The following is a 21068-nucleotide window of genomic DNA, read 5'->3' on the forward strand; positions in this document are numbered from 1 at the left end:
GGCGACAGTTGGGCAGTTGGGCGGCGGTCAGGGCGCCAGGGACGGCGGGACCGTGATCCCGAACTCGTCCCGGAGGGCGAGGGTCGCCGCGTACCAGCCGTTCATCCCGTGCACTGCCGGGCCCGGCGGCGTCGAGGCGGAGCACAGGTAGAGGCCCGGCACCGGGGTCTGCCAGGGTCGCCTCGACAGGACGGGCCTCCTGACCAGCTGCCGCACGGTCACCTTCCCGCCGAGGATGTCGCCGCCGACGAAGTTCGGGTCGTGCTCGGCCATCCCCTGCGCCGTGAGCGAGGCGGAGGCCAGGATGGTGTCCCGGAAGCCCGGCGCGAACTCCTCGATCCGGCGCGTGATGGCATCCGTCAGGTCGACGTTCGAGCCGGCGGGCACGTGCGTGTACGCCCAGAGCACCTGGTGTCCGGCCGGCGCCCGCGTGTGGTCGAGCACGCTCGGCTGGGTGACCAGCACGAACGGATGCTCGGCGTGCCTCCCCCGGGACACCGCCCGTTCGGCGGCGGCCACCTCCGCCCGGCTGCCACCCAGGTGCACGGTGGGAGCGAGGGCGACCTCCGGGTTCGTCCAGGGGACGGGACCGGACAGGGCGAAGTCCACCTTGGCTACCCCGGGGCCGTAGCGGTAGCGGTCGAGTGCGCGCCGGTAGCCGAGGGGCAGGGACAGCCTGGCGAAGCGCGCGAGGAACGCGGGCGAGGTGTCCAGCATGGTGACGCGTGCCGGCTCGAGGTCGCCGATCGAGTGGACCTCCGTCGCCAGGCGCAGGCTCCCGCCGTGCGCGGTGAGATCGGCGACCAGGGCGTCGGCGATGGACTGGGAGCCGCCGAGCGGGTAGCCCCAGCCCCGTGCGTGGGCGTGCGCGGCGAGCAGCAGGCCGGCCCCGGCGGTCGCGAGCGACGGCTGCCGTCCGGCCGCGTGGGCGGCCACGCCGGCGAAGAGCGCTGCGGCATCCGCGCCCCGCAGCCGGTCCCGGCCGAGAACCGTGCCCAGCTCCAGCACGTCGATCCCGTAACGGAGCACGGCGGCAGGGTCGTCCGGCCAGCGCAGCAGCTGGTTGCCGGTGAAGGCCACGACCCCGTCGAGACGGTCCACCAGCGGCCGGAACAACCGCGCCCAGGCCGGCCCGCCCTTCCCGAGGCGATCGGCCGTGCGGTCGAGGTCGCGGTACGCGATCGCGGCACGCCCCCCGTCCAGCGGATGCGCGTAGGAGACCTCGGGCGTCACGAACGGCACCCGGGTGGTCAGTTGGAACTCGCGGAAGAACGGCGAGGCGAGCGCGGCCGGGTGCACGGCGGAGCAGCTGTCGTGCCGGTAGCCCGGGAGGGTCAGCGCCTCCGTCCGCAGCCCGCCACCCGGGGTTACGGCCCGCTCGGTCACCCGCACCGACAGCCCGGCGCGGGCGAAGACGACCGCCGCGGCGAGGCCGTTGGGTCCGGAGCCGACGATGTTGACGTCAAGCACGGGCTTGCCCCGACAGGGCTACCGGGGCGACGAGCAGGCCGACCTCCGTGCGCACCCACCAGTCCCCCGTCGCGCGCCGCTCGGCCGGCGTCGTATACCGGTAGAGGAATACCCGCGCGCGGATGCGGCGGGGCGGCCCCTGCGGGAACGGGTTGACCCGGAGCATCCGCAGGGTCGGCCGGTCCCCCTCGAGCAGGCGCACGATGAAGGTCTCGAACCACCTCGTGTCCCGCGAGCCCAGGGCGAGGAACCACATCACCCAGTCGAGGCGCAGGTGGTAGGGCGCGAACTGGCGGGGCATCCGCCGTGGGTCCCCCGGCTTGCCGCGGAACTCGTACGCGCGCCAGGCGGACTCGTCGGCGGGATCCTCGGCGTCGCTGCCTTCGACGACCACCTCGAAGCGGTCCTTGGTGACCGTGCCGAACGCCCCGTAGGCGTTCACGAGGTGGTAGCGGTTGAAGCTGGCGTTCATCAGCTGGCGCCGCGAGAGCAGGTTGCGGGCGGGCTGGTAGCTGAGCACGAGCAGGAACAGGGTGGCCGCGAGCACCACCACGATGAACCACAGCGGCGTCTCCCGGACGGCGCCGGGCGGCGGCAGCCACGGCAGCACGAACCGGAAGGCGTTGTCGTCTACGGCGGCGAAGGCGAGCACGATGGTGATCCAGTTCAGCCAGGCGAAATTGCCGGTGAGCACGAGCCAGAGCTGGGTGAGGATCACGACGGCCGCGGCGACGGATGCCACCGGTTGCGGGGCGAAGAGGAAGAACGGCACGACCAACTGCACGAAGTGGTTGCCGAGCACCTCGCCGCGGTGGAACCATTTCGGCAGATGGTGCACGAACCAGCTCACCGGATTCGGCATCGGTTGGGTCTCGTGGTGGTAGAAGAGCGCGGTCAGGTCGCGCCACTCCTGCCCGCCGCGAATCTTGATCAGGCCGGCGCCGAACTCCAGGCGGAAGACGAGCCAGCGGAGGAAGAAGATGACCGTCACGGGCGGGGCGACCTCGTTGGAGCCGAGGAAGGCGACGACGAACCCGGCCTCGATCAGCAGGCTCTCCCAGCCGAAGGAGTAGAACGTCTGGCCCACGTTGACGATCGAGAGGTAGCCCGCCCAGAGCAGCAGGAAGAGCAGCATCGGCAGCCAGGGCGGCGCCAGCTGGGGCAGGCCGGCCACCAGGGACGCTGACACGGCCGCGCCGGCCCAGGCGATGGCCAGCAGCATCCGGTCGGAATAGCGCCAGTGGAAGACGCTCGGCGACTGCCGGAACCGGATGCGCGCCACGAAACGCGCCAGCGGCAGCAGGCCGTGCTCGCCCAGCAGCGCCGGGAACTGGTTGATCGCCCCGACGAAGCCGACCAGGTAGCAGGCGGCTACCCCGCGCTGCAGGACCTGCCGCGCGAATTCGTAGTCGCCCGCCGCGAACCAGTCCATCGTGCAGTCACCATATGCCCGAGCCACCGCGCCATCAAGTTGGGCGCCACCCACGACCGCCCGCTCTGCCACGGCAGATCGACATCGTTGGTTGACGGCCGGGACTAAACCGGTATAGGTTAGCTAAACCGGTTCAGACGACTCAGCCTGAACCGCCTGGCTGGCAATCGACGAGGAGGCCGTGTGAATGCGCAGAAGGTGACCATCGCCGATGTCGCGAAGCGGGCCGGCGTGAGCAAGGGACTGGTGTCCTTCGCCCTCAACGATCGTCCGGGCGTCTCCCCCGAAACCCGCTCCCGGATCCTCGCGGTCGCGGGCGATCTCGGCTGGAAGCCGTCCCTCCGGGCCCGCTCCCTCTCGACCCGCCGATCCTTCGCGCTCGGCCTCGTCGTCGCCAGGAACCCGGAGGTCCTCGGATCGGACCCCTTCTTCCCCTCGTTCATCGCCGGCGTCGAGAGCATCCTCTCCAATCGCGGCCAGGCCCTCGTGCTCAGCGTCGTGCCGAGCGAGGAAGCCGAATTCCGAAGCTACCGGCAGCTCGTCGACGACGGCCGCGTGGACGGGGTCTTCCTGACCGACCTGCGCCACGACGATCCGCGCATTCCCCTGCTCACCGAGTTGGGCGTGCCGGCCGTCACCCTCGGCCGTCCGGACGGTCCGAGCCCGTTCCCCGCCGTGTCGATCGACGACACCCCGGGTATCGCCGAATCGGTGGCCTACCTCGCGCAGCTCGGACACCGGCGGATCGCCCACATCGCCGGGAGCTCCACCATGCTGCACGGCAGCCGCCGACGCGAGGCCTTCGACGCGGCCCTCCGCGCCGCCGGGCTCCCCGCCGGCCAGACCATCGAAACGGACTTCTCCGTGGCAGCCGGGTCCGACGCCACCCGACGGCTGCTCGGCCAGGAGGACGCACCGACCGCCATCGTCTACGCCAACGACCCCATGGCCATCGCCGGGCTCGGTGTCGCCCACGAGCTGGGCATCCGCGTACCCGACGAGCTGTCGATCACCGGATTCGATGACATCGACTTCTCGCGGTACGTCTACCCGCCGCTCACGACGGTCAGCGCGACGCCGGTGGTGTGGGGCCGCGCGGCCGCCACCACCCTGCTCGCCCTGATCGAGACCGGCACGGCCGCGGATGTCGACCTGCCTGCCGCGCGGTTGATCATCCGCGGGTCCGCTGCGGCCCCGGCCCACACGCGGAAATCGGCCACTTGACCCATTCCCCCACCCAAAAAGAACTAAGAGAAGAACCCGCAGCAGAGCAGCTGCAATCACGAAATGGAGAGAACGATGCGTTCAACAAGGAAAAGGCGGCTCCTCGCCGCGACGGCGGTGTCCGCCACGATGGTCCTGGCGCTGGGCGCCTGCGCCGGCGGCGGCACGGAGACTCCTGGTGCCGACGCCCGCGGAGACATCACGATCTGGTACTCGAACAACGAGTCCGAGATCGCCTGGGGCAAGCAGATGGTCGAGGCGTGGAACGCCGACCACCCGGATGAAAAGGTCAAGGCCCAGGAGATCCCGGCCGGTAAGAGCAGCGAGGAAGTGATCGGCGCCGCCATCACCGCCGGCAACGCCCCGTGCCTCGTCTTCAACACCGCGCCCGTCGCGGTTCCGCAGTTCGAGAAACAGGGCGGCCTCGTCGACCTGGGCACCTTCAAGGACGGCGTTTCCTACATTGAGAAGCGCAGCGGCGACACCGCCGCGCAGTACCAGAACGCCGACGGAAAGTACTTCCAGATGCCCTGGAAGTCCAACCCGGTGATGATCTTCTACAACAAGGATCTCTTCACGAAGGCCGGCCTGGACCCGGAGAACCCGAAGCTCGCCACCTACGACGAGTTCCTCGCCACCGCGCGCACGCTCGTCAAGAGCGGCGCCGCCGAGAACGCCATCCACCCGTCGCCCACGAGCGAGTTCTTCCAGAGCTGGTTCGACTTCTATCCCCTGTACGCGGCCGAGACCGGCGGCACCCAGCTGATCGAAGACGGCAAGTCGACCTTCGCGAACAAGGACGGCGAAGCGGTCGCCGAGTTCTGGAAGACCCTGTACGACGAGGGACTTGCCGGTAAGGAGACCTACCAGGGCGACTCGTTCGCCGACGGGCAGGCAGCCATGTCGATCGTTGGCCCGTGGGCCGTCTCGGTCTACAAGGATGCCGTGAACTGGGGAGCCGTTCCGGTGCCGACCAGCGCCGGCACGCCGGCCGACGAGACCTACACCTTCAGCGACGCCAAGAACGTCGGGCTCTTCACCGCCTGCAAGAACAAGGCCACGGCCTGGGACGTCCTGAAGTTCGCCACCAGCGAGGAGCAGGACGGGCAGCTGCTGGAGCTGACCGGCCAGATGCCGCTGCGCACGGACCTGACGGGCACCTACGCGGACTACTTCAAGGCCAACCCGACCTATGAGCAGTTCGGCGACCAGGCTTCACGCACGGTCGAGGTTCCGAGCGTCAGCAACGCGGTCGCCGGTTGGCAGGCCTTCCGAAACGCGTACTCGAAGGCGGTCATCTTCGGCGAGGGCGACATCCCGACGGCTCTCTCCGACGCCGCCAAGAAGATCGACGCACTGGTTGCGAAGGAGTAACCCAGCCATGTCAACCGTGGCAGAACGCCAGCCGTCGTCCGGGAGCGCTTCGCTCCCGGACGGCGGGGGCCGTGCGCGCCGGAGGCGGCGCCTCGCGCTCGGGAGGAACCCCATCGGGCTCCTGCTCAGCGCCCCGTACCTGATCTTCGTCCTGGCCGTTTTCGCCTACCCGCTCGTGTTCGCGGTCTGGATGTCCTTCCACGATTACTTCTTCGCCGCTCCGGGCGCACAGGTCGAGCGGCCGTTCGTCGGCCTGGAGAACTTCCAGGAGGTGCTGGCCGATCCCGCCGTCATCCGCTCCTTCGGCAACGTGGGCATCTTCCTCCTGATCAACGTCCCGTTGACGGTGGTGCTCTCCCTCGTGCTCGCCACGGGGCTGAACAAGGTGGTGCGGTTCCGCACCTTCCTCCGCGTGTCCTACTTCGTGCCCTATGTGACCGCGAGCGTCGCGGTCGTGGGCGTGTGGCTGTTCCTGTTCAGCGGGAACGGGCTCGTCAACCAGCTGCTCGGCCCGCTCGCCCCGGATCCGACCTGGCTGATCAACTCGGCGTGGGCGATGCCCACGATCGCCTTCTTCGTGACCTGGAAGCAGCTCGGATTCTTCATCCTGCTCTACCTCGCCGCACTGCAGAACGTCTCAGAGGAGCTCTACGAGGCCGCGGCCACCGACGGAGCCGGCAAGGTGCGGAGCTTCTTCTCCGTGACCATCCCCGGCGTGCGGCCCGCGACCGTGCTGGTGCTGCTGCTCGCGACGGTCACCGGCGCCAACCTCTTCACCGAGCCGTACCTGCTCACCGGCGGCGGCGGCCCCAACGGCGCCTCCGCCTCGCCCGTGCTGCTGATGTACCAGCGCGGCATCGAACAGGGCTCGCCGGACGTGGCGGCCGCAATTGGAGTGATACTCGTGATCGCCGTCCTCATCCTCGCCTGGATCCAGCGCAAGGTCGCGGGGGGTGACGAGTCATGAGTCGTGGCCACCACATCCTGCGCGGCATCGTCCTCGCGCTGGGCGCGTTCATCTTCCTGTTCCCCTTCTACTACATGGTCATCGGCTCCCTGCAGGAGTCCCCCGACCCGAGCCTGGCGGGCGCCTTCCCCAACCCGGCGAACCTCACGCTCGACAACTACGCGGCCATCAACAGCCGTATCGGCCTGCTGCAGGGCCTGGTCAACTCCGGGATCTTCGCCGGCGGCGTGATCATCTGCACGGTTTTGTTCGGGGTGCTTGTGGGCTACGCCCTCGCCCAGCTCCAGTGGCGCGGCCGAGGGGTCACCTTCTCGCTCGCCCTGCTCGTGCAGGTGGTACCGTTCCAGCTCCTGATGATCCCGCTGTACGTGCTCATCGCACGCGACTACGGCCTGGCGGACAGCTACGCGGGGATGATCCTGCCGTTTGCGATCAACTCGACGGCCGTGATCATCTTCAGGCAGTACTTCCTGCAGGTGCCCAAGGAGCTCTTCGATGCGGCCCGCATCGACGGCGCCGGGGAACTCAAGCTGCTCTGGAGCATCGCCATCCCGCTCGTGCGGCCGGCCCTGCTGACCGTGGTCCTGCTCACCTTCATCGGCCCGTGGAACGAGTTCCTCTGGCCGTTCCTGGTGACGAAGGAGGCATCGCTGCAACCCCTGGCGGTGTCCCTGGCCAACTACCTCAGCAACGTCGCCGCCACTGCGGCGAATCCCTTCGGCGCGATCCTCGCCGGCGCCTGCGTCCTCGCGGCACCGGCCGTGCTGATCTTCATTTTGTTCCAGCGACACTTCGTGTCCACCAATATCGGCTCCGGCGTGAAAGGTTAACAATGCCAACGACCACAGATTTCCCGTACACCCTGACGCGGATGGGCGTCATCATGACGCCGGAAGAGGGCAACGCCCTCGAAGCGGAAGGCGTGCTGAATCCGGCGACCGGACGCACGATTGACGGCACCCTGTACCTCCTGCCTCGCCTGGTCGCCACCGGCAACGTCTCCCGCGTCGGGCTGGCGAAGGTGATCATCACCGACGGGGTCCCCACCGGCGTCGAGCGTGAGGGCGTCGTGCTCGAACCCGATCGGGGCTGGGAGCGCGGCGCGAACAACGCCGGCGTCGAAGACCCCCGGGTCACGTACATCGACCGTCTGGGCATGCACGTGATGACCTACGTCGCTTACGGCCCGCTGGGCCCGCGCACCGCCGTCGCCGTCTCGACCGACCTGCGCGAGTGGCGCCGGCTCGGCCCGGCGCTGTTCGCCTACGACGATGCCCTCGACATGGACCTGAACCTGTTCCACAACAAGGACACCGTCTTCTTCCCCGAGCCGGTCACCGCGCCGGACGGCGTGGAGAGCTTCGCGGTGCTGCACCGCCCGATGTGGGACCTCGGCGAGGTCAAGCCCGGCGAGGGCGTCCGCGTCCCGGCCGGCGTCACCGACACCCGCCAGAGCATCTGGATCAGCTACCTGCCGGTCGCCGACGTGCTGGCCGACCTCACCCTGCTGACCTACTGGAAGGGCCACCGCTTCCTGGCCGGGCCCGAGTTCGCGTTCGAGGAGCTGAAGATCGGCGGCGGACCCGCTCCGCTCCGCGTACCGGAGGGCTGGCTCCTCATGCACCACGGCGTCACCGGCACCATCGACGGCGCGTTCTCGCAGCAGCAGAAGGTCAACTACTCGGCTGGCGCGATGATCCTCGACGGGGACGACCCGACGAAGGTCATCCGACGCACCTCAGAGCCGCTGCTGAAGGCGGAGACGCCCGACGAGATCAGCGGCATCGTGCCCAACGTCGTCTTCCCGACGGCGATCGAGGAGATCGACGGCCGGCACTACGTCTTCTACGGCATGGCCGATTCGAAGATCGGCGTCGCCCGGCTCGACCGCGCGTAGCTCCACCCTCCCGCGAAACCGCAGTTGTGCGCGCTAAAACGTCGTTTTAGCGCGCACAACTGCGGTTTCGCGGGAGTGGGGGCCTACGGCTGCGACGTGCCGAAGACGGCCTTGAGGCGCTCCTCGGCTTGTGCGTCGGCGTGGCTGGCGGCGAGGTTGGCCTCGGTGACCGCCCGAACGACCTCGTCGCGCTGGATCTTCACGCCGCGGGGGGCGTCGATTCCGATCCGGATGCTGTCGCCGCGTGCGTCGAGGACCGTGATGACGATGTCGTCACCAATGAGGATTTTCTCCCCCGACTTGCGTGTAAGAACCAGCACTCGCCCAGCCTAGCGCGACCGGCCGGGCGCTGACCGCCCCAGCCATCTGACCGGAAAACCCAGGTCGTCCACGGTCCCCGGAGACGCGGTGAGCTCGCGGCCCACGGCCACCACCGCGTCGATCGGGACAGCGGCAGCCACGGCCTGTACCCACCGGGCGGTGTCATCGGCCTTGCGGCTCGCGTCGACGACCAGCCAGGTCTGGTCGGGCTCCATGGCCCCCAGGCTCGCGATTGTCCGTGCGAGGTCGCCGCCGGGTTCCACACCGCGACCGAGGCCGAAGGCGACGACGATGGCGTGCCCCTGCGCGACCCCGCCGGCCCGGGCCGCCAGCGCCCCACGCCGGTCGTCGACACGCTCGCCGCCCTCCCCCGGCAGGGCTCCGCCGACGCGGACTTCGCCCGACCCGGCGGCCAGGACCAGGCTCCGGGCGGCCTCGAGGGCGTCGTCGTCCGGGCCGACCACGAGCACCAGGTCGCCGGCTCCGGCCAGGGCCGCCGGGGCGGCCGGGAACCTCGGAGGCTTCGCCGCGGCCGGCGGGGCCCCGCCGGTGGCAAAGGTCAGCTCGTCCATCAGCGCGGCGAACCGGTCCGACCCGGTGGAGAGTCGATCCGCGGCGGCCGGATCGTGCGCGCGAGCCTCGGCCTCGTCCGCATCGTCCAGCAGGGCCGCGATACCGAGGCGGGTGGGCAGGGCCACGCTGTCCTGGGCGTGCAGGCGACGGCGCGCCGGCATCTCGACGGTGACCTCGTAGTGCTGGCGGGCGAAGAACCCGCGGATGCCGCCCACCGTGACCCGCTCGGCCGCGACGATGGTCGCCTCCGGACCGTGTTCGGCGAGGATCCGGGCCTTCAGTTCGCGCAGCGTCGCACCCTCAAGCTGAAATCGATTCGGTTCCACGGACCACCCCCACGGTTTCGATCGTGACGTTTGCCGAGGTGGCCTCCGGGTACGACAGCACCGGGAGGCCCAGGGTCTGGGTGGACACGAGGCGGCGGACGGCGGGCCGCAGGGCCGGCGCGCAGACGAGCACGGCCGCCAGGCCGCTGGACTCGACGGCCGCGACCGACGCCCGCACCGACGCGAGGACGGCCTCGATCCGGGCGGGGTCGAGCATGATCTGGGTCCCCTGGTCCGTCGGGCGCATGCCCTCCATCATCGACTGCTCCAGCGCCGGTTCGATCATGATCACCCGCAGCAGGGAGCCGTCGAGGTACTGGGCGCTGAGCGCGGGCCCGAGGGCCTGGCGAGCCGTTTCGATGAGTCCCTCCGGTTCGACGGACACCTTGGCCCGGAGGGAGAGTGCCTCGTAGATGCGCGGGAGGTCGTTGATCGGGATCTGCTCCTCGAGCAGCCCCTGCAGCACCCGCTGCACCTCGGCCAGGGAGAGCAGGCCGGGGATGAGGTCGTCCACGGCCGCCGGGTTGACCTGCTTGACCCCCTCGGTGAGCACGCGCACGTCTTCCCGGGTGAGGAGCCTTGAAGCGTTGCTCGTGATGATCGAGGAGAGGTGGGTGATCAGCACCGACACGCGGTCGATGACGGTGGCGCCGGTCATCTCCGCGCTGTGCCTCATCTCGCTCGGCACCCACTTGCCGGCGAGCCCGAACACCGGCTCGACGGTCACGATTCCCGGGAGCGCGTCGAGCGCGTCGCCGAGGGCGAGCACCTTGCCGGCGGGCGCAATCCCCCGGCCCGCCTCCACGCCGGAGATCCGGATCACGTAGGTCGACGAGGGCAGTTCGACGCTGTCCCTCGTGCGGACCGGCGGCACGACGACCCCGAGGTCGAGGGCGATCTTGCGGCGCAAGCCCCGCACCCGGGCCAGCAGGTCGTCCGAGGCTCCGCTGACGATGTCGACGAGGTCGGCGGCGAGCAGGATCTCCAGCGGGTGGACCCGCATTTGTTCGATCAGGTCTTCCGGGCTGTCCGAGCGCGGGGCGACCTGGTCGGCCAGCACCGCGGCATCCTTCGTGAGTTTCTCGGCTTCCTCACGGACCTTGATCCGTTGCGAGACGATGACGAGCACGGCCCCGACGACGACGAAGGGGATGATCGGCATGCCCGGGATGAAAGCCATCAGGATCGCGGCCCCGCCGGCGATCATCAGCGCGTTGCGGGACTGCGTCAGCTGGGCGCCCGCGGCCTGGCCGATGTCGCTTTCGGCGTTGGACCGGGTCACGATCATGCCCGTCGACACGGCCATGAGCAGCGCCGGGATCTGCGTCACGAGGCCGTCGCCGATGGTCAGCAGGGCGTAGGTGTCGAGCGCCTCCGTGATCGACAGCCCGCGCTGGAGCATCCCGATCGCGATGCCGCCGACGATGTTGATGATGATGATGACGATCCCGGCGATCGCGTCGCCCTTGACGAACTTCGACGCACCGTCCATGGCGCCGTAGAAGTCCGCCTCGGCGGACACCTCGGCGCGGCGCTCCCGGGCCTCGGTGTCGCTGATCAGCCCGGCGTTCAGGTCGGCGTCGATGGCCATCTGCTTGCCCGGCATGGCATCGAGGGTGAACCTGGCCCCGACCTCCGCGACGCGTTCGGCGCCCTTGGTGACCACGACGAACTGGATCACGACGAGGATCAGGAAGATCACGGCGCCGATGATCATCGACCCGCCGACGGCCACATGCCCGAAGGCCTCGATCACCGCTCCGGCGTAGCCGTCGCCGAGGACCAGGCGTGTGGATGCGACGTTCAGGCCGAGCCGGAACAGGGTCGCGACGAGCAGCAGCGAGGGGAAGACCGAGAAGTCCAGCGGCTTCTTGACGAACATCGTCGTGAGCAGGGTCACCAGGGCCAGCATGATGTTGACGATGATGAGCAGGTCGAGGACAGGTGCCGGCACCGGCACGACGAGCAGCAGGATGATCCCCACCACTCCCACCGGCACGGCGAGCTTTGCGAGATTGCGGTTCATGTCAACGGCCTCCGGTACGGGCTGGTTCGACGGTGGGTGCGACGGTCGGTTTGATGGTGGCTGGTGGGGTTCCGGGAGGTTCGTTCATCGCCGGCTGCCGCATGGTGTGCACGCCGGACGAGCGTGCCCGGGAGCCGAGCGCCATCACGAAGGCGAGCACCCGTGCGACGGCGTTGTAGAGCTCGAACGGGATCTCCTGCCCGATGTCGCAGGCACCGTGCAGCGCGCGCGCCAGCGGGATGTCCTGCACGATGGGGACCTTGTCGGCCACGGCCTGCTCCCGGATGCGCGTGGCGATGTGCCCCACTCCCTTGGCGACCACGCGCGGCGCGGACTTGCCCGGCTCGTAGCGGAGGGCGACGGCAACGTGCGTGGGGTTCACCAGCACGACGTCGGCGTCGGAGACGGAGGCGATCATCCGGTTGCGGCTCATCTGGAACTGGCGGGCCCGGCGCTGCGACTTGATCAGCGGGTCGCCGTCGGAGTTCTTGTTCTCGTCCTTGACTTCCTTCTTCGTCATCCGGGTCTTCTTCCGGTTGCGGCGCATCACGACGAACATGTCGGCGGCCGCGAGGACGAGACCCGAGATGACGGCGGATTGCAGCAGCGAGCCGGTGCCGGCTCCCGCCGCGGTGAGCAGCGCCGAAACGGGCAGACCGCCGGCGGTCATCAGGATCGGCATCAGGCCCTGGATGACGATGAAGAGCACGAACCCCACGACGGCGGTCTTGGCGAGGGCCTTCACGCCCTGCCACAGCGCCTGGCTGCCGAAGGTCTGCTTGATTCCGTTGATCAGGTTGAACTGTTCGAATTTGCCGGCGAGCTTCTTGACGTGGACGCCGCCCTGGCCGACGGCGCCGATCAGCACGACGACGACGACAATGACGAGCATCGGGGTCAGCGTGCCGGCCAGGGAGTCGAAGGCACTCACCATCGCCTGCACGGCCGCCGCCGGGTCCGGGTTCATCACGAGGCTCTTGACGGTGAACAACTGGTCGGTGGCGGCCTGGCCGGAGGCCGCGATCGTCGCCGGGATCATCGCCCCCGCCGCGCCCACGCCGAGCCAGGCCGTCACATCCTGCGACTTCGAGAGTTGTCCCTTGGAGCGGACCTCCTTCATCCGCTTCTGGGTGGCTTCTTCGGTGCGTTCCCCGGCGTCGGACATCAGCGCACCCCGGTCAGGGCTGCGACGGCCAGCCCGGTCAGGGACGCCACGATCCGCGGGAGGGCCACGAAGACCAGGCCGCCGAGCATGAGGGTCAGCAGGATTTTGAGCGGGAAGCCGAGCGCGAAGGCGTTGAGCGCGGGGGCCACCCGGGTGAGCAGGCCGAGCCCGGCGTCGGCGAGGAAGAGCACCACGAGCAGGGGACCGGCGATTTGCACCGAGGCCAGGAACATCTGGGTGACCGCGCCGACGGCGGCCTCGACGGGGTGGGCGAGGTCGATGCCCCCGCCGAGCGGCAGAGCGCTGAACGTGCGCACCAGGCCGCCGATGATCAGCTGGTAGGCGTCGGAGGAGAACATCAGGGCCAGCGCGGTCATCTGGAAGAGCCTGGTGAACTGGGCGCCGTTGATCATCGACTGCGGATCGAAGGCCTGGGCGAGCTGGAATCCGCCGAACATGTCGATGAGGCCACCGGCCGACTGCAAAGCGGAGAAGATCACGTAGACGAGGAAGCCGAGCACCGCGCCGACGAGCACCTCGAGCACGACCGCGCCGAAGAAGGCGGCGGTGTCGAGGGAGACGTAGCCGGCGGTCACCCGCGGCGACACCGCCAGGGCGAGGGCGACGGCGAGCATGCCCTTGATCCGCAGCGGGATCGCGTTGTAGGAAAACGGCGGCGCGATGACGATGAAGGCGACCATGCGCACACCGGCGAGCATGACCGCTTCCAGCCAGGCGAAGTCGAGGGCGAACGCCACCTAGCCACCGCCGAGGAGCGACGGGATCTTCTCGAACATCTGCTGGGTGAAGGAGACGGACTCGGCGATCATCCAGTGGCCGGAGACGAGCAGGGCGAGGGAGACGGCGATCGCCTTCGGCACGAAGGACAGCGTCACCTCCTGGATCTGCGTGATCGACTGCAGCAGCGAGATGGCGAAGCCGACGACGAGAGCGGTGACGAGCACAGGGGCGGAGAGTTTGGCTGCCAGGATCAGGCCCTGCAGGCCGATGTCCAGTACGGCGTTGGTGTCCATCAGCCCATCCGATAACTGGAAATGAGGGAGGTGATGATGAGTCCCCACCCGTCGACGAGCACGAAGAGCAGGATCTTGAACGGCAGGGAGATCATCACCGGCGGGAGCATCATCATGCCCATCGACATGAGGGCGGAGGAGACGACGATGTCGATGACCAGGAACGGGATGAAGATCACGAAACCGATGATGAACGCGGCCCGGAGCTCGGAGATCATGAAGGCGGGGATCAGGGTCGGCAGGGCGACGTCATCGGGGCTCTGCGGGTTCGCCAGGTCCGCGGCGCGGGTCATCAGCGCCAGGTCTTCCTCGCGGGTATTGGCGAGCATGAACTGCCGGAGGGGTTCGGAGGCCGCGGCGAGGGCATCCGTGAAGCTCATCGAGCCGTCGAGGTAGGGCGTCACCGCGAGGTTGTTGATGTCGGTGAGCACGGGTGCCATGATGAACAGCGACAGGAACAGGGCCAGGCCCGCGAGCACCTGGTTCGGCGGGATGGACGGCAGCGCGAGCGCATTGCGCGTCATCGCCAGGACCACGAAGATCTTCGTGAACGAGGTCATCATCAGCAGCAGGGCCGGCGCGACCGACAGCAGCGTGATGCCGATCAGGGTGACGACGGCCGAGGACGGCGCGCCGTCCGGCCCGTTGAGGTCGATGTTCAGCCCGCCGCCGCCCGGGGCGATCGGGGAAATCGGGTCGGTCGGGTCGGTGGGCGGAACGGGGTCGCCCGGGACGGCATGGCCGGCCGAGGCTGTCGCGAGGATGATGGCCGCCACGATCAGCAGCATCAGGGTGATCAGGATGCCCAGCCGGACGGATCGGCTGCCCGTCCACGTGCGGGTGGCCCCGGCCCTCACCGTTCTTGCCGGAGCGCGGCGGCCGTCTGCTGCCACGTCGCCGGCGACAGGATCGACCCGCCGAGGCGGCCGGCCTGACCTGCCTTGCGGCGGGGGCGGAACTCGAGCGGCGGCTCCGGCTCCGTGTCGGTGCCGGCCAGGTCGGCGCCGGCGAGTTCGGTACCTGCCGGGTCGCTGCCCTCGGCCACCGTCATCGATTCCGCGAAGGTCTCCGCGCGGGCCCCGGCTCCCCCGCCGCCCTGCAGCACGGTCACCTGGGCCTCCGTCACGCCGAGGATGAGCCGCTGGCCGTCGATCTCGACCACCACGACGGATGCCTTGGAACCGAGGCTCTGCCGGCCGACCACGGAGACGAGGTTCGAGGCCCCGCGGGCGCGGCCTCCTCGCGACAGGCGTCGCTGCATCACCCAGAGCAGCCCGAGCACAACGGCCAGGGACAGCACGACGCGGAGTCCGACGAGGAGGGTGTCCACCTAAGCGAGCACTTCGGCGACGTCGAGGATCTTGGTGATGCGGACGGCGTAGTCCTGGTCGACGACGACGATCTCGCCGTGGGCGATCAGGCGGCCGTTGAGCAGCACGTCGGCCGGGGCGCCGGCGGAGCGGTCCAGTTCGATCACGGCGCCGGGCTCGAGGGAGAGCACGTCGCGCACCGACATCCGGGCGCGGCCGATCTCCACGGTCAGCGACATCTCGACGTTGTTGATCCGTCCGAGCTTGCCGGTCACCGAATCCGTGGCGCGCCTGCCGTCGCCGCCGACGACGCCGTTCTCCCTGAGCCGGATGGCGAACCAGCCCGTGACCGCGCCGTCCCCGGTCAGCTCGAACACGGTCGTGGAGGGGTCGGCGAAGATCGTCGACGCGTCTTCGACCCGGCTGTCGGCGAGCACGCCGGCTCCGAGCACCGCGGCGGCGCTTTCGAGGGCGGGGCGGAGCACGTCGTGACCGGACAGGAGCGGCGACTCGGTGCCGGCGGCGGCGGCGAGCGTGTTCGGCTGGCTCAGCACCAGCGCGAGGTCGGCCGAGGTGGCTCCCACGAACGAGGCGACGACGGCTTCGGCGACCCGGCCGGCCGGAGCGGCGGCGCCGGAGCAGGCCGCGGAGTCCAGGGGCAGCCCGGTGGGCAGGACCCGCACGAGTGCCTCGACTGCGGCGGACGGTAGAGCGCGGGTGGTGCTCATCGGGGCCTCTCCTTCGATTCGATGATGATGCAGGCGAGGCGCGAGCCGTTGGAGCCGACCGCCGCCCGGGCCAGGGACAGGCCGTCAACGGCCAGGTCGAGCGGCCGGTGCTTCGGATGCGGGATCGGCAGGATGTCGCCGACGGCGAGGTCGAGGATCTTGCTGGGCAGCACACGCACCGGGGTGAGCCGCAACGACACCTCGACCGGCACCCGGCTGAGCTGCGCCTGGAGCAGCTCCTTCGACTTGGCACGCGATCCCGTGGGATGCACCTCGCCGAGTTGTTCCAGGAGGATTCGGGCCGGCAGCGCGACGGTGGCGATGCTGCTGCCCTCCCCCACCTCCAGCGCGAACGAGGCGACGATCATCAGGTCGGCCGTGGCGGCGGCCTGGGCGAACTGCGAGTTGTACTGGATGGCATCGACGCTGATCGGCACCACGAGCAGGGCGCCGAGGGAATAACGGAGGTCTTCGAGCGCATCGCTCATCAGGCCCCGCACGAGGGCCTCCTCGATCTGGGTGAACTTGCGTTCGGGGGCGATCCGGTTGCCGCTGCCGCCGAGCATGTGGCTGACCCAGGTGAGGGCGGTGGACGCGGGGAACTGGATGACCGCCTTGGCGCTCGATCCCTCGAGGTTGCACAGCACCATGGCCGTCGACGCCGGCAGGCTCGACGCGTAGTCGTCGTAGGTCTGCATGAGCACCTGGTCGCAGGTGACCTGGCAGACCATCCGCACCTTCGCGGTCAGCTGGGTGCCCCACTGGCGGGCGAAGGTTTCGAAGGCGAGTTCGAGCACGCGGGAATGCTCCCGGGCGAGCGTCGTCGGGCGTCGGAAGTCATAGACCTCGATCGTCTTCGTCGCCGCCGCAGCCCTTGCGGGCGCACTGATGCCGTACTGTTCCTGGACCGTCACGGTTGCCACTATCGGCCGGCCGCGGCGGAATGTTAGGCGATGGCCGCCCTTGTCACGAAGATCACCCGTGCGAACTCTTCGCGGGTGCCGGTTTGTCGGCCTTGACCGCCTTCTTCGCCTTGGTGGGCGGTTCGGTCGCGGTTCCGTTCACGACGCCGGGGATGAGTTTGCGGATGCTGTCGGGCTGGTTCGAGAGCACGACGACGTCGACCCGGCGATTCCTGGCCATTGAGATCGGGTCGGCGCGGGCGGTGACCGGCCTGGCCGAACCGAAGCCGACCGCGGCGATGTGCTCCTGCGGCACTCCCCCATGTTCGACCATGCGCCGGAGCACCTGGGTCGCCCGGCCCGAGGAGAGCTCCCAGTCCGTGGGGTAGATCCCGGTCGAGCCGTGGCGGTCGGCGTGCCCCTCGACCGAGATTTCGCGCTTCGAGGTCGCCAGCGGCGGCGCGATGGCGTCGAGGACCTGGATCGCCCTCGCGCTCAGGTCGACCCGGTTGCCCTGGAAGAACGTTTCGGTCCCGACCAGTCCCACGGAGAGGCCGCGTTCGTCGAACTTGAAGTCGACGAGGTACTCCAGCCGCTGCTTCGCCAGGGCGGCGCGCATGGCCTCCTTGAGGGCGGTGAGCTTGTCGACCTCGAGCTGGGCCAGTTCGAGATCGGTGAACCCTTCGGCCTCCTGGTCGGCGAGGTCCAGGGGAACGACGACGCCCTTCGCAGTGTCGATCGCCTGGACATCCGTCGCCCCGAAACCGGTGGCGAGCGAGTTGCGGAGCTGCTCGAATTTGTTCTCGTCGACGGTCGACATGGCGTAGAGCACGATGAACATGCACATCAGCACGGTGACCATGTCCATGTAGGACGCCATCCAGCGCTCGTCGACGTGTTCCTCGTGGTCCTCGCCGAAATGGCGGCGGCCCGGGCGCGCGCTCATGCGGCTTTGGACAGCGCCTGCGCGGGGACCATGGCCCGCAGTCGCTCGCCCAGGAGCCGGGGCTGGCTGCCGGCCTGCACCGCGAGGGCGCCCTCGAGCACGAGCGTCATCCGGTCGACCTCGAGGTCGGAGAGGCGCTTGAGCCTCGAGCCGAGCGGGAGCCAAAGGAAGTTCGCCGACAGGAGACCCCAGAGGGTGGCGACGAAGGCGGCGGCGATCATCGGGCCGAGGGTGTCCGGGGTGTCGAGGTTCTCCAGGACGTGGGTGAGCGAGACCACGGTTCCGACGATGCCGACGGTCGGGGCGTAGCCGCCCAGGGTCGTGAAGAACTTCGCCGCGTTCCGGTCGGCCTTGGCCGTCGTGGCGATTTCGTCCTCCAGCAGCACGCGGAGCTCATCGCCGTCCGTACCGTCGGCGATGTTCTGCAGCGCGCCGCGCAGGAACGGGTCGTCGATCGCGTCGGCTTCCTGCTCGAGCGAGAGCAGGCCGGAGGCGCGCGCCTTCTCGGCGAGTCCGACGATCTGGTCGATGACCAGCTGCGGCGGCGTCGTCTTGCCCTTGAAGGCCCTGGGCAGGGATTTGAAGGCCGAGAGGAAGTCCTTGATGGTTCCGCCGGCGAGCCCGACCGCGATGGTCGCCCCGAAGACGAGGATCATCGGCGCCGGCAGCAGGATGGCCGTGATGGACGACCCCTCGAGGGTGATCATGGCGAAGAGGGCGCCGAACGCGACGGCAATGCCGATCAGGGTTGCCGGATCCATCAGATCTTCCTTGGGCCAAGCGGGAGGTCGTTCGCCGGCGGGGCGTAGGCGAGCGAGATCACATGGGCGCGGTAGGCCGCGATGCTCTCGATGACCACGTCCATCGGCTCGGTGACGATGAATTTCGCGCCGTCGACCATGACGAGCGTCGTGTCGGGGTTCGAGTGGATGCGTTCGATCAAATCGGGATTGATCGCAAACTGGCTTCCGTTCAGCCGCGTCAGAACGATCATGAGCCCATCCCCGGTTGTGGACGGCCCCAGCGGCCGTCACACACCACTGTCGGCCGCCCGGCCTCCTCCGTAAGCTGCCGGGCGACCCTCCTCCGGGGGCTTACCTCTGCTACCTCTTCAGGTTGGTCAGTTCCTGCAGGACCTCGTCGGAGGTCGTGATGATGCGGGCGTTGGCCTGGAAGCCGCGCTGGGCGACGATGAGGTTCGTGAACTCCTGCGACAGGTCGACGTTGGACATTTCCAGGGCGCCACCGGCGAGGGATCCGAGGCTGCCCTCGCCCGGTGCGCCGAGCTCGGCGGCGCCGGAGTTGAACGTCGACCGGTAGCCGGAGGCGCCGGCCTTTTCGAGGCCGCCGGGGTTGACGAAGGTTGCCAGGGCGATCCGGCCGATCGCTTCCTGACCGCCGTTGCTGAACAGCCCGACGAGGGTGCCGTCCTTGCCCAGCGTGTAGGACTTGAGCGTGCCGGCGTCGCTGCCGTTGTCGCGGGTGGCCGTGGCGGTGGTGAGCCCGGCGAATCCGGTGAGCTTCGCCAGGTCGACGGCGATCCCGTTGACCGAGAGCGGACCGCCCAGGGTGAGGGTGCCGTCTCCGTTGTCCGTGAGGGTCGTGGCGCCGGCGGCGACACCGTCGCTGCCCGCGACGCCCCAGCCCGCGGCGGTGCGGGTGAACGACAGGGAGAGCGTCCGGGAAGCCCCGGCGGCGTCGAAGACGGTGACGTCGCGGACGATGCTGGTGCCGACGGCGGCGTCGGACGGGAGGTTGCCGCCCACGGACGCGGCCGTCGTGGCGACCGCGGCGATGACGGACTGCAGCGGAAGCGTGATCGGGCCGACCGCGCCGCCCTCGGTGATCTTGCCGTTGACCGCGGTCCAGCCCTGCACGATCGCGCCGTCCGGCGCGACGAGCCGGCCCTGGGCGTCGAAGTCGAAGGCGCCGGCGCGGGTGTAGAGGGTTTCGCCGCCGAGCTTGGTGACGAAGAAGCCGTCACCGGAGATCATGATGTCGGTGGAGCGGCCCGTGGACTGGGCCGAGCCCTGGGCGAAGTTCGTGGAGATACCCGCGACCTGGACGCCGAGCCCGATCTGGGCCGGGTTGGTGCCGCCGACCTGCGCCTGCGGTCCACCCGCGCCCTGCGACATCTGCGAGAGCGTGTCCTGGAACTGGGTGGCGGATGCCTTGAACGCGGTGGTGTTGACGTTGGCGATGTTGTTGCCGGTCACGTCGAGCATGGTCTGGTGGGAGCGGAGGCCGGAGATACCGGAGTACAGGGAGCGAAGCATGGGATGCTGCCTTTCGGTCGGACGGTGGGATGCGTGTGTGAGTGGTGGAGAGAAACCGGGAGAATCAGGGAACGGGCGCGGGCGCAGGCGCGACACCGGCGGAGACGCCGGCGACGGAGTCGAGGCCGATGGTCTCGCTGCCGACCGTGACCCGGGGAACCGAGCCGGCGTAGGACACCGCGGTTGCCGTTCCGCTACCCGTGGTTCCGTCCGCGCGGGTGAAGGTGACGTCCTTGCCCACGAGCGCGGCGGCGGCCATGCGCATCTGCAGGGAGAAGCTCTCCTGGTTCGTGTCCGCGAGGGCGCTGATCTTCTCCATCATGGCGAGCTGGGTGGTCTGCGCGATCATCTGGTTGGTGTCCATGGGCGAGCTGGGGTCCTGGTTGCGCAACTGGGTGACCAGCAGCGACATGAACACCTCGGAGTCCATGGCTTGCTTGGGTGCCCGGGTGACCTCGCCGGTGTACATCCCGGGGGCTGGAGCTGCTACTGCGTCAATGGGCACGGTCGGTCTCTCTTTCTAAGCCATCACGTCGATGGTCGATGATGTGGCCGCGAGGGCCGATGGAGCAGTTCGTTCCGCGGCGGCGGCTGCACGGCGGCGACCGGTTTCCTCGCGCGCGTCGTGCTCGGCCCGGTCCCGCCCGAAGGCGCCCCGGTCGGCGCTCGGGTCGCCGGACTGGTCCCCCGGCTGGTTGCCGGAGGACAGGTTCAGCTGGGCGTTCAACCCCGATCCCGCGAGATCCCGGCGAAGGTCCGGGAGCATCGCCCGCAGGGCGTCGCGGCCCAGCTCCGTGGGTGCGAAGAGTTCGACCCGGATGTTGTCCCCGGTGATGTGCGCTCGCACGGTCACCGGGCCGAGGTTGTCGGGTGCCACGTTGATCGTCAGCACATGCTCGCCGGATCGCGCCCCGGCCAGGGTGAACAGCGGGCCGGCGATCTGCGTGGCCAGCGGCGCGGGCGGGGCCGTGGTCGGAGCCGCCTGGGCCTGGGCCGCGACGGGGGCAGCGGACGTGGGTGGCAGGCCGGGGAAGACGGGCGCGGCCGGCGCCGGCTGGGCGGCCGGGGCGGTGGACGCGGCATCCGGGGCGAGGCTG

Annotated in this window: 23 protein-coding genes; 5 read left to right on the top strand and 18 right to left on the bottom strand. The window is 69.4% G+C overall.

Annotation, left to right across the window (positions count from 1 at the left end; genetic code table 11):
* Window positions 1-27 precede the first annotated feature (27 nt).
* A complete protein-coding gene (locus tag E3O23_RS07670; protein ID WP_134489736.1) occupies window positions 28-1470 on the bottom strand; it encodes a phytoene desaturase family protein in 1443 nt (480 codons plus the stop codon).
* Complete coding sequence (locus E3O23_RS07675; RefSeq protein WP_134489738.1) at window positions 1463-2902, bottom strand: lipase maturation factor family protein; 1440 nt, start codon at window positions 2900-2902, stop codon at window positions 1463-1465. The genes E3O23_RS07670 and E3O23_RS07675 overlap by 8 nt, the downstream gene beginning before the upstream one ends.
* Before the next feature lie 183 nt (window positions 2903-3085).
* Between E3O23_RS07675 and E3O23_RS07680 the strand changes: the two genes are divergently transcribed.
* The 5 genes from E3O23_RS07680 to E3O23_RS07700 all read left to right on the top strand — a co-directional run bounded on the left by E3O23_RS07680 (window position 3086) and on the right by E3O23_RS07700 (window position 8364).
* The gene (locus tag E3O23_RS07680; RefSeq protein ID WP_134489740.1) at window positions 3086-4126 is read left to right on the top strand and encodes a LacI family DNA-binding transcriptional regulator; all 1041 of its coding nucleotides are present in this window, start codon (window positions 3086-3088) and stop codon (window positions 4124-4126) included.
* A 75-nt stretch (window positions 4127-4201) separates the two neighbouring features.
* Window positions 4202-5500: a sugar ABC transporter substrate-binding protein gene (locus tag E3O23_RS07685; protein WP_134489742.1), complete on the top strand. Its 1299-nt coding sequence runs from the start codon at window positions 4202-4204 to the stop codon at window positions 5498-5500.
* Between the two features lie 7 nt (window positions 5501-5507).
* A complete protein-coding gene (locus E3O23_RS07690) occupies window positions 5508-6467 on the top strand; it encodes a carbohydrate ABC transporter permease (protein ID WP_134489744.1) in 960 nt (319 codons plus the stop codon).
* On the top strand, window positions 6464-7297 hold the full coding sequence (locus tag E3O23_RS07695) for a carbohydrate ABC transporter permease (protein ID WP_134489746.1): 834 nt from the start codon (window positions 6464-6466) through the stop codon (window positions 7295-7297). The genes E3O23_RS07690 and E3O23_RS07695 overlap by 4 nt, the downstream gene beginning before the upstream one ends.
* Window positions 7298-7299: 2 nt before the next feature.
* Window positions 7300-8364 carry a glycoside hydrolase family 130 protein gene (locus E3O23_RS07700; protein WP_134489748.1) on the top strand — a complete coding sequence of 355 codons (1065 nt, stop codon included), beginning with the start codon at window positions 7300-7302 and terminating at the stop codon, window positions 8362-8364.
* An 83-nt stretch (window positions 8365-8447) separates the two neighbouring features.
* On the opposite strand, the gene csrA is transcribed toward E3O23_RS07700, so the two are convergent.
* The 16 genes from csrA to E3O23_RS07780 all read right to left on the bottom strand — a co-directional run.
* On the bottom strand, window positions 8448-8684 hold the full coding sequence (csrA, locus tag E3O23_RS07705; protein ID WP_134489750.1) for a carbon storage regulator CsrA: 237 nt from the start codon (window positions 8682-8684) through the stop codon (window positions 8448-8450).
* A gap of 9 nt (window positions 8685-8693) precedes the next feature.
* Window positions 8694-9584, bottom strand: a complete 891-nt coding sequence (locus E3O23_RS07710; RefSeq protein ID WP_134489752.1) for a hypothetical protein — start codon at window positions 9582-9584, stop codon at window positions 8694-8696.
* Window positions 9559-11610: a flagellar biosynthesis protein FlhA gene (locus E3O23_RS07715; protein WP_134489754.1), complete on the bottom strand. Its 2052-nt coding sequence runs from the start codon at window positions 11608-11610 to the stop codon at window positions 9559-9561. The genes E3O23_RS07710 and E3O23_RS07715 overlap by 26 nt, the downstream gene beginning before the upstream one ends.
* A 1-nt stretch (window position 11611) precedes the next feature.
* Complete coding sequence (locus E3O23_RS07720; protein WP_134489756.1) at window positions 11612-12775, bottom strand: EscU/YscU/HrcU family type III secretion system export apparatus switch protein; 1164 nt, start codon at window positions 12773-12775, stop codon at window positions 11612-11614.
* Window positions 12775-13533 carry a flagellar biosynthetic protein FliR gene (locus tag E3O23_RS07725; RefSeq protein WP_134489758.1) on the bottom strand — a complete coding sequence of 253 codons (759 nt, stop codon included), beginning with the start codon at window positions 13531-13533 and terminating at the stop codon, window positions 12775-12777. The genes E3O23_RS07720 and E3O23_RS07725 overlap by 1 nt, the downstream gene beginning before the upstream one ends.
* Window positions 13534-13809: a flagellar biosynthesis protein FliQ gene (gene fliQ / locus E3O23_RS07730; protein WP_134489760.1), complete on the bottom strand. Its 276-nt coding sequence runs from the start codon at window positions 13807-13809 to the stop codon at window positions 13534-13536.
* Window positions 13809-14597, bottom strand: a complete 789-nt coding sequence (fliP, locus tag E3O23_RS07735; RefSeq protein WP_134489800.1) for a flagellar type III secretion system pore protein FliP — start codon at window positions 14595-14597, stop codon at window positions 13809-13811. Before fliP ends, fliQ begins: the two co-directional genes overlap by 1 nt.
* A gap of 65 nt (window positions 14598-14662) precedes the next feature.
* Window positions 14663-15139 (bottom strand): flagellar biosynthetic protein FliO, encoded by a 477-nt coding sequence (gene fliO, locus E3O23_RS07740; RefSeq protein WP_134489762.1) that lies wholly within the window; start codon window positions 15137-15139, stop codon window positions 14663-14665.
* Window positions 15140-15847, bottom strand: a complete 708-nt coding sequence (gene fliN, locus E3O23_RS07745) for a flagellar motor switch protein FliN (RefSeq protein ID WP_134489764.1) — start codon at window positions 15845-15847, stop codon at window positions 15140-15142.
* Window positions 15844-16761, bottom strand: a complete 918-nt coding sequence (locus E3O23_RS07750; protein WP_241983377.1) for a flagellar motor switch protein FliM — start codon at window positions 16759-16761, stop codon at window positions 15844-15846. The genes fliN and E3O23_RS07750 overlap by 4 nt, the downstream gene beginning before the upstream one ends.
* Window positions 16762-16822: 61 nt before the next feature.
* Window positions 16823-17695: an OmpA/MotB family protein gene (locus tag E3O23_RS07755; protein WP_134489766.1), complete on the bottom strand. Its 873-nt coding sequence runs from the start codon at window positions 17693-17695 to the stop codon at window positions 16823-16825.
* Window positions 17692-18456, bottom strand: a complete 765-nt coding sequence (locus E3O23_RS07760; RefSeq protein WP_134489768.1) for a motility protein A — start codon at window positions 18454-18456, stop codon at window positions 17692-17694. Before E3O23_RS07760 ends, E3O23_RS07755 begins: the two co-directional genes overlap by 4 nt.
* Window positions 18456-18689 (bottom strand): flagellar FlbD family protein, encoded by a 234-nt coding sequence (locus tag E3O23_RS07765; protein WP_134489770.1) that lies wholly within the window; start codon window positions 18687-18689, stop codon window positions 18456-18458. Before E3O23_RS07765 ends, E3O23_RS07760 begins: the two co-directional genes overlap by 1 nt.
* 109 nt (window positions 18690-18798) lie before the next feature.
* Window positions 18799-19971, bottom strand: coding sequence for a flagellar hook protein FlgE (locus E3O23_RS07770; RefSeq protein ID WP_134489772.1), 1173 nt, complete (start codon window positions 19969-19971; stop codon window positions 18799-18801).
* Between the two features lie 64 nt (window positions 19972-20035).
* Entirely contained in the window at window positions 20036-20476 is a 441-nt protein-coding gene (locus E3O23_RS07775; protein WP_420897648.1) for a flagellar hook assembly protein FlgD, read from the bottom strand.
* A gap of 15 nt (window positions 20477-20491) precedes the next feature.
* On the bottom strand, window positions 20492-21068 hold a 577-nt coding region (locus E3O23_RS07780; RefSeq protein ID WP_134489774.1), incomplete at its 5' end, for a flagellar hook-length control protein FliK.

Source organism: Cryobacterium tagatosivorans, assembly GCF_004402215.1.
Lineage (GTDB): Bacteria > Actinomycetota > Actinomycetes > Actinomycetales > Microbacteriaceae > Cryobacterium > Cryobacterium tagatosivorans.

Excerpts from the sequence above, each read along its gene's own strand:
- E3O23_RS07720 (WP_134489756.1), bottom strand. The coding sequence starts at position 12,775 with ATGTCCGACGCCGGGGAACGCACCGAAGAAGCCACCCAGAAGCGGATG.
- E3O23_RS07690 (WP_134489744.1), top strand. The coding sequence starts at position 5,508 with ATGTCAACCGTGGCAGAACGCCAGCCGTCGTCCGGGAGCGCTTCGCTC.
- fliQ (WP_134489760.1), bottom strand. The coding sequence starts at position 13,809 with ATGGACACCAACGCCGTACTGGACATCGGCCTGCAGGGCCTGATCCTG.
- fliN (WP_134489764.1), bottom strand. The coding sequence starts at position 15,847 with ATGAGCACCACCCGCGCTCTACCGTCCGCCGCAGTCGAGGCACTCGTG.
- E3O23_RS07755 (WP_134489766.1), bottom strand. The coding sequence starts at position 17,695 with ATGAGCGCGCGCCCGGGCCGCCGCCATTTCGGCGAGGACCACGAGGAA.
- E3O23_RS07700 (WP_134489748.1), top strand. The coding sequence starts at position 7,300 with ATGCCAACGACCACAGATTTCCCGTACACCCTGACGCGGATGGGCGTC.
- E3O23_RS07695 (WP_134489746.1), top strand. The coding sequence starts at position 6,464 with ATGAGTCGTGGCCACCACATCCTGCGCGGCATCGTCCTCGCGCTGGGC.
- E3O23_RS07765 (WP_134489770.1), bottom strand. The coding sequence starts at position 18,689 with ATGATCGTTCTGACGCGGCTGAACGGAAGCCAGTTTGCGATCAATCCC.
- E3O23_RS07685 (WP_134489742.1), top strand. The coding sequence starts at position 4,202 with ATGCGTTCAACAAGGAAAAGGCGGCTCCTCGCCGCGACGGCGGTGTCC.
- E3O23_RS07675 (WP_134489738.1), bottom strand. The coding sequence starts at position 2,902 with ATGGACTGGTTCGCGGCGGGCGACTACGAATTCGCGCGGCAGGTCCTG.
- fliP (WP_134489800.1), bottom strand. The coding sequence starts at position 14,597 with ATGCTGCTGATCGTGGCGGCCATCATCCTCGCGACAGCCTCGGCCGGC.
- E3O23_RS07715 (WP_134489754.1), bottom strand. The coding sequence starts at position 11,610 with ATGAACCGCAATCTCGCAAAGCTCGCCGTGCCGGTGGGAGTGGTGGGG.
- E3O23_RS07760 (WP_134489768.1), bottom strand. The coding sequence starts at position 18,456 with ATGGATCCGGCAACCCTGATCGGCATTGCCGTCGCGTTCGGCGCCCTC.
- E3O23_RS07770 (WP_134489772.1), bottom strand. The coding sequence starts at position 19,971 with ATGCTTCGCTCCCTGTACTCCGGTATCTCCGGCCTCCGCTCCCACCAG.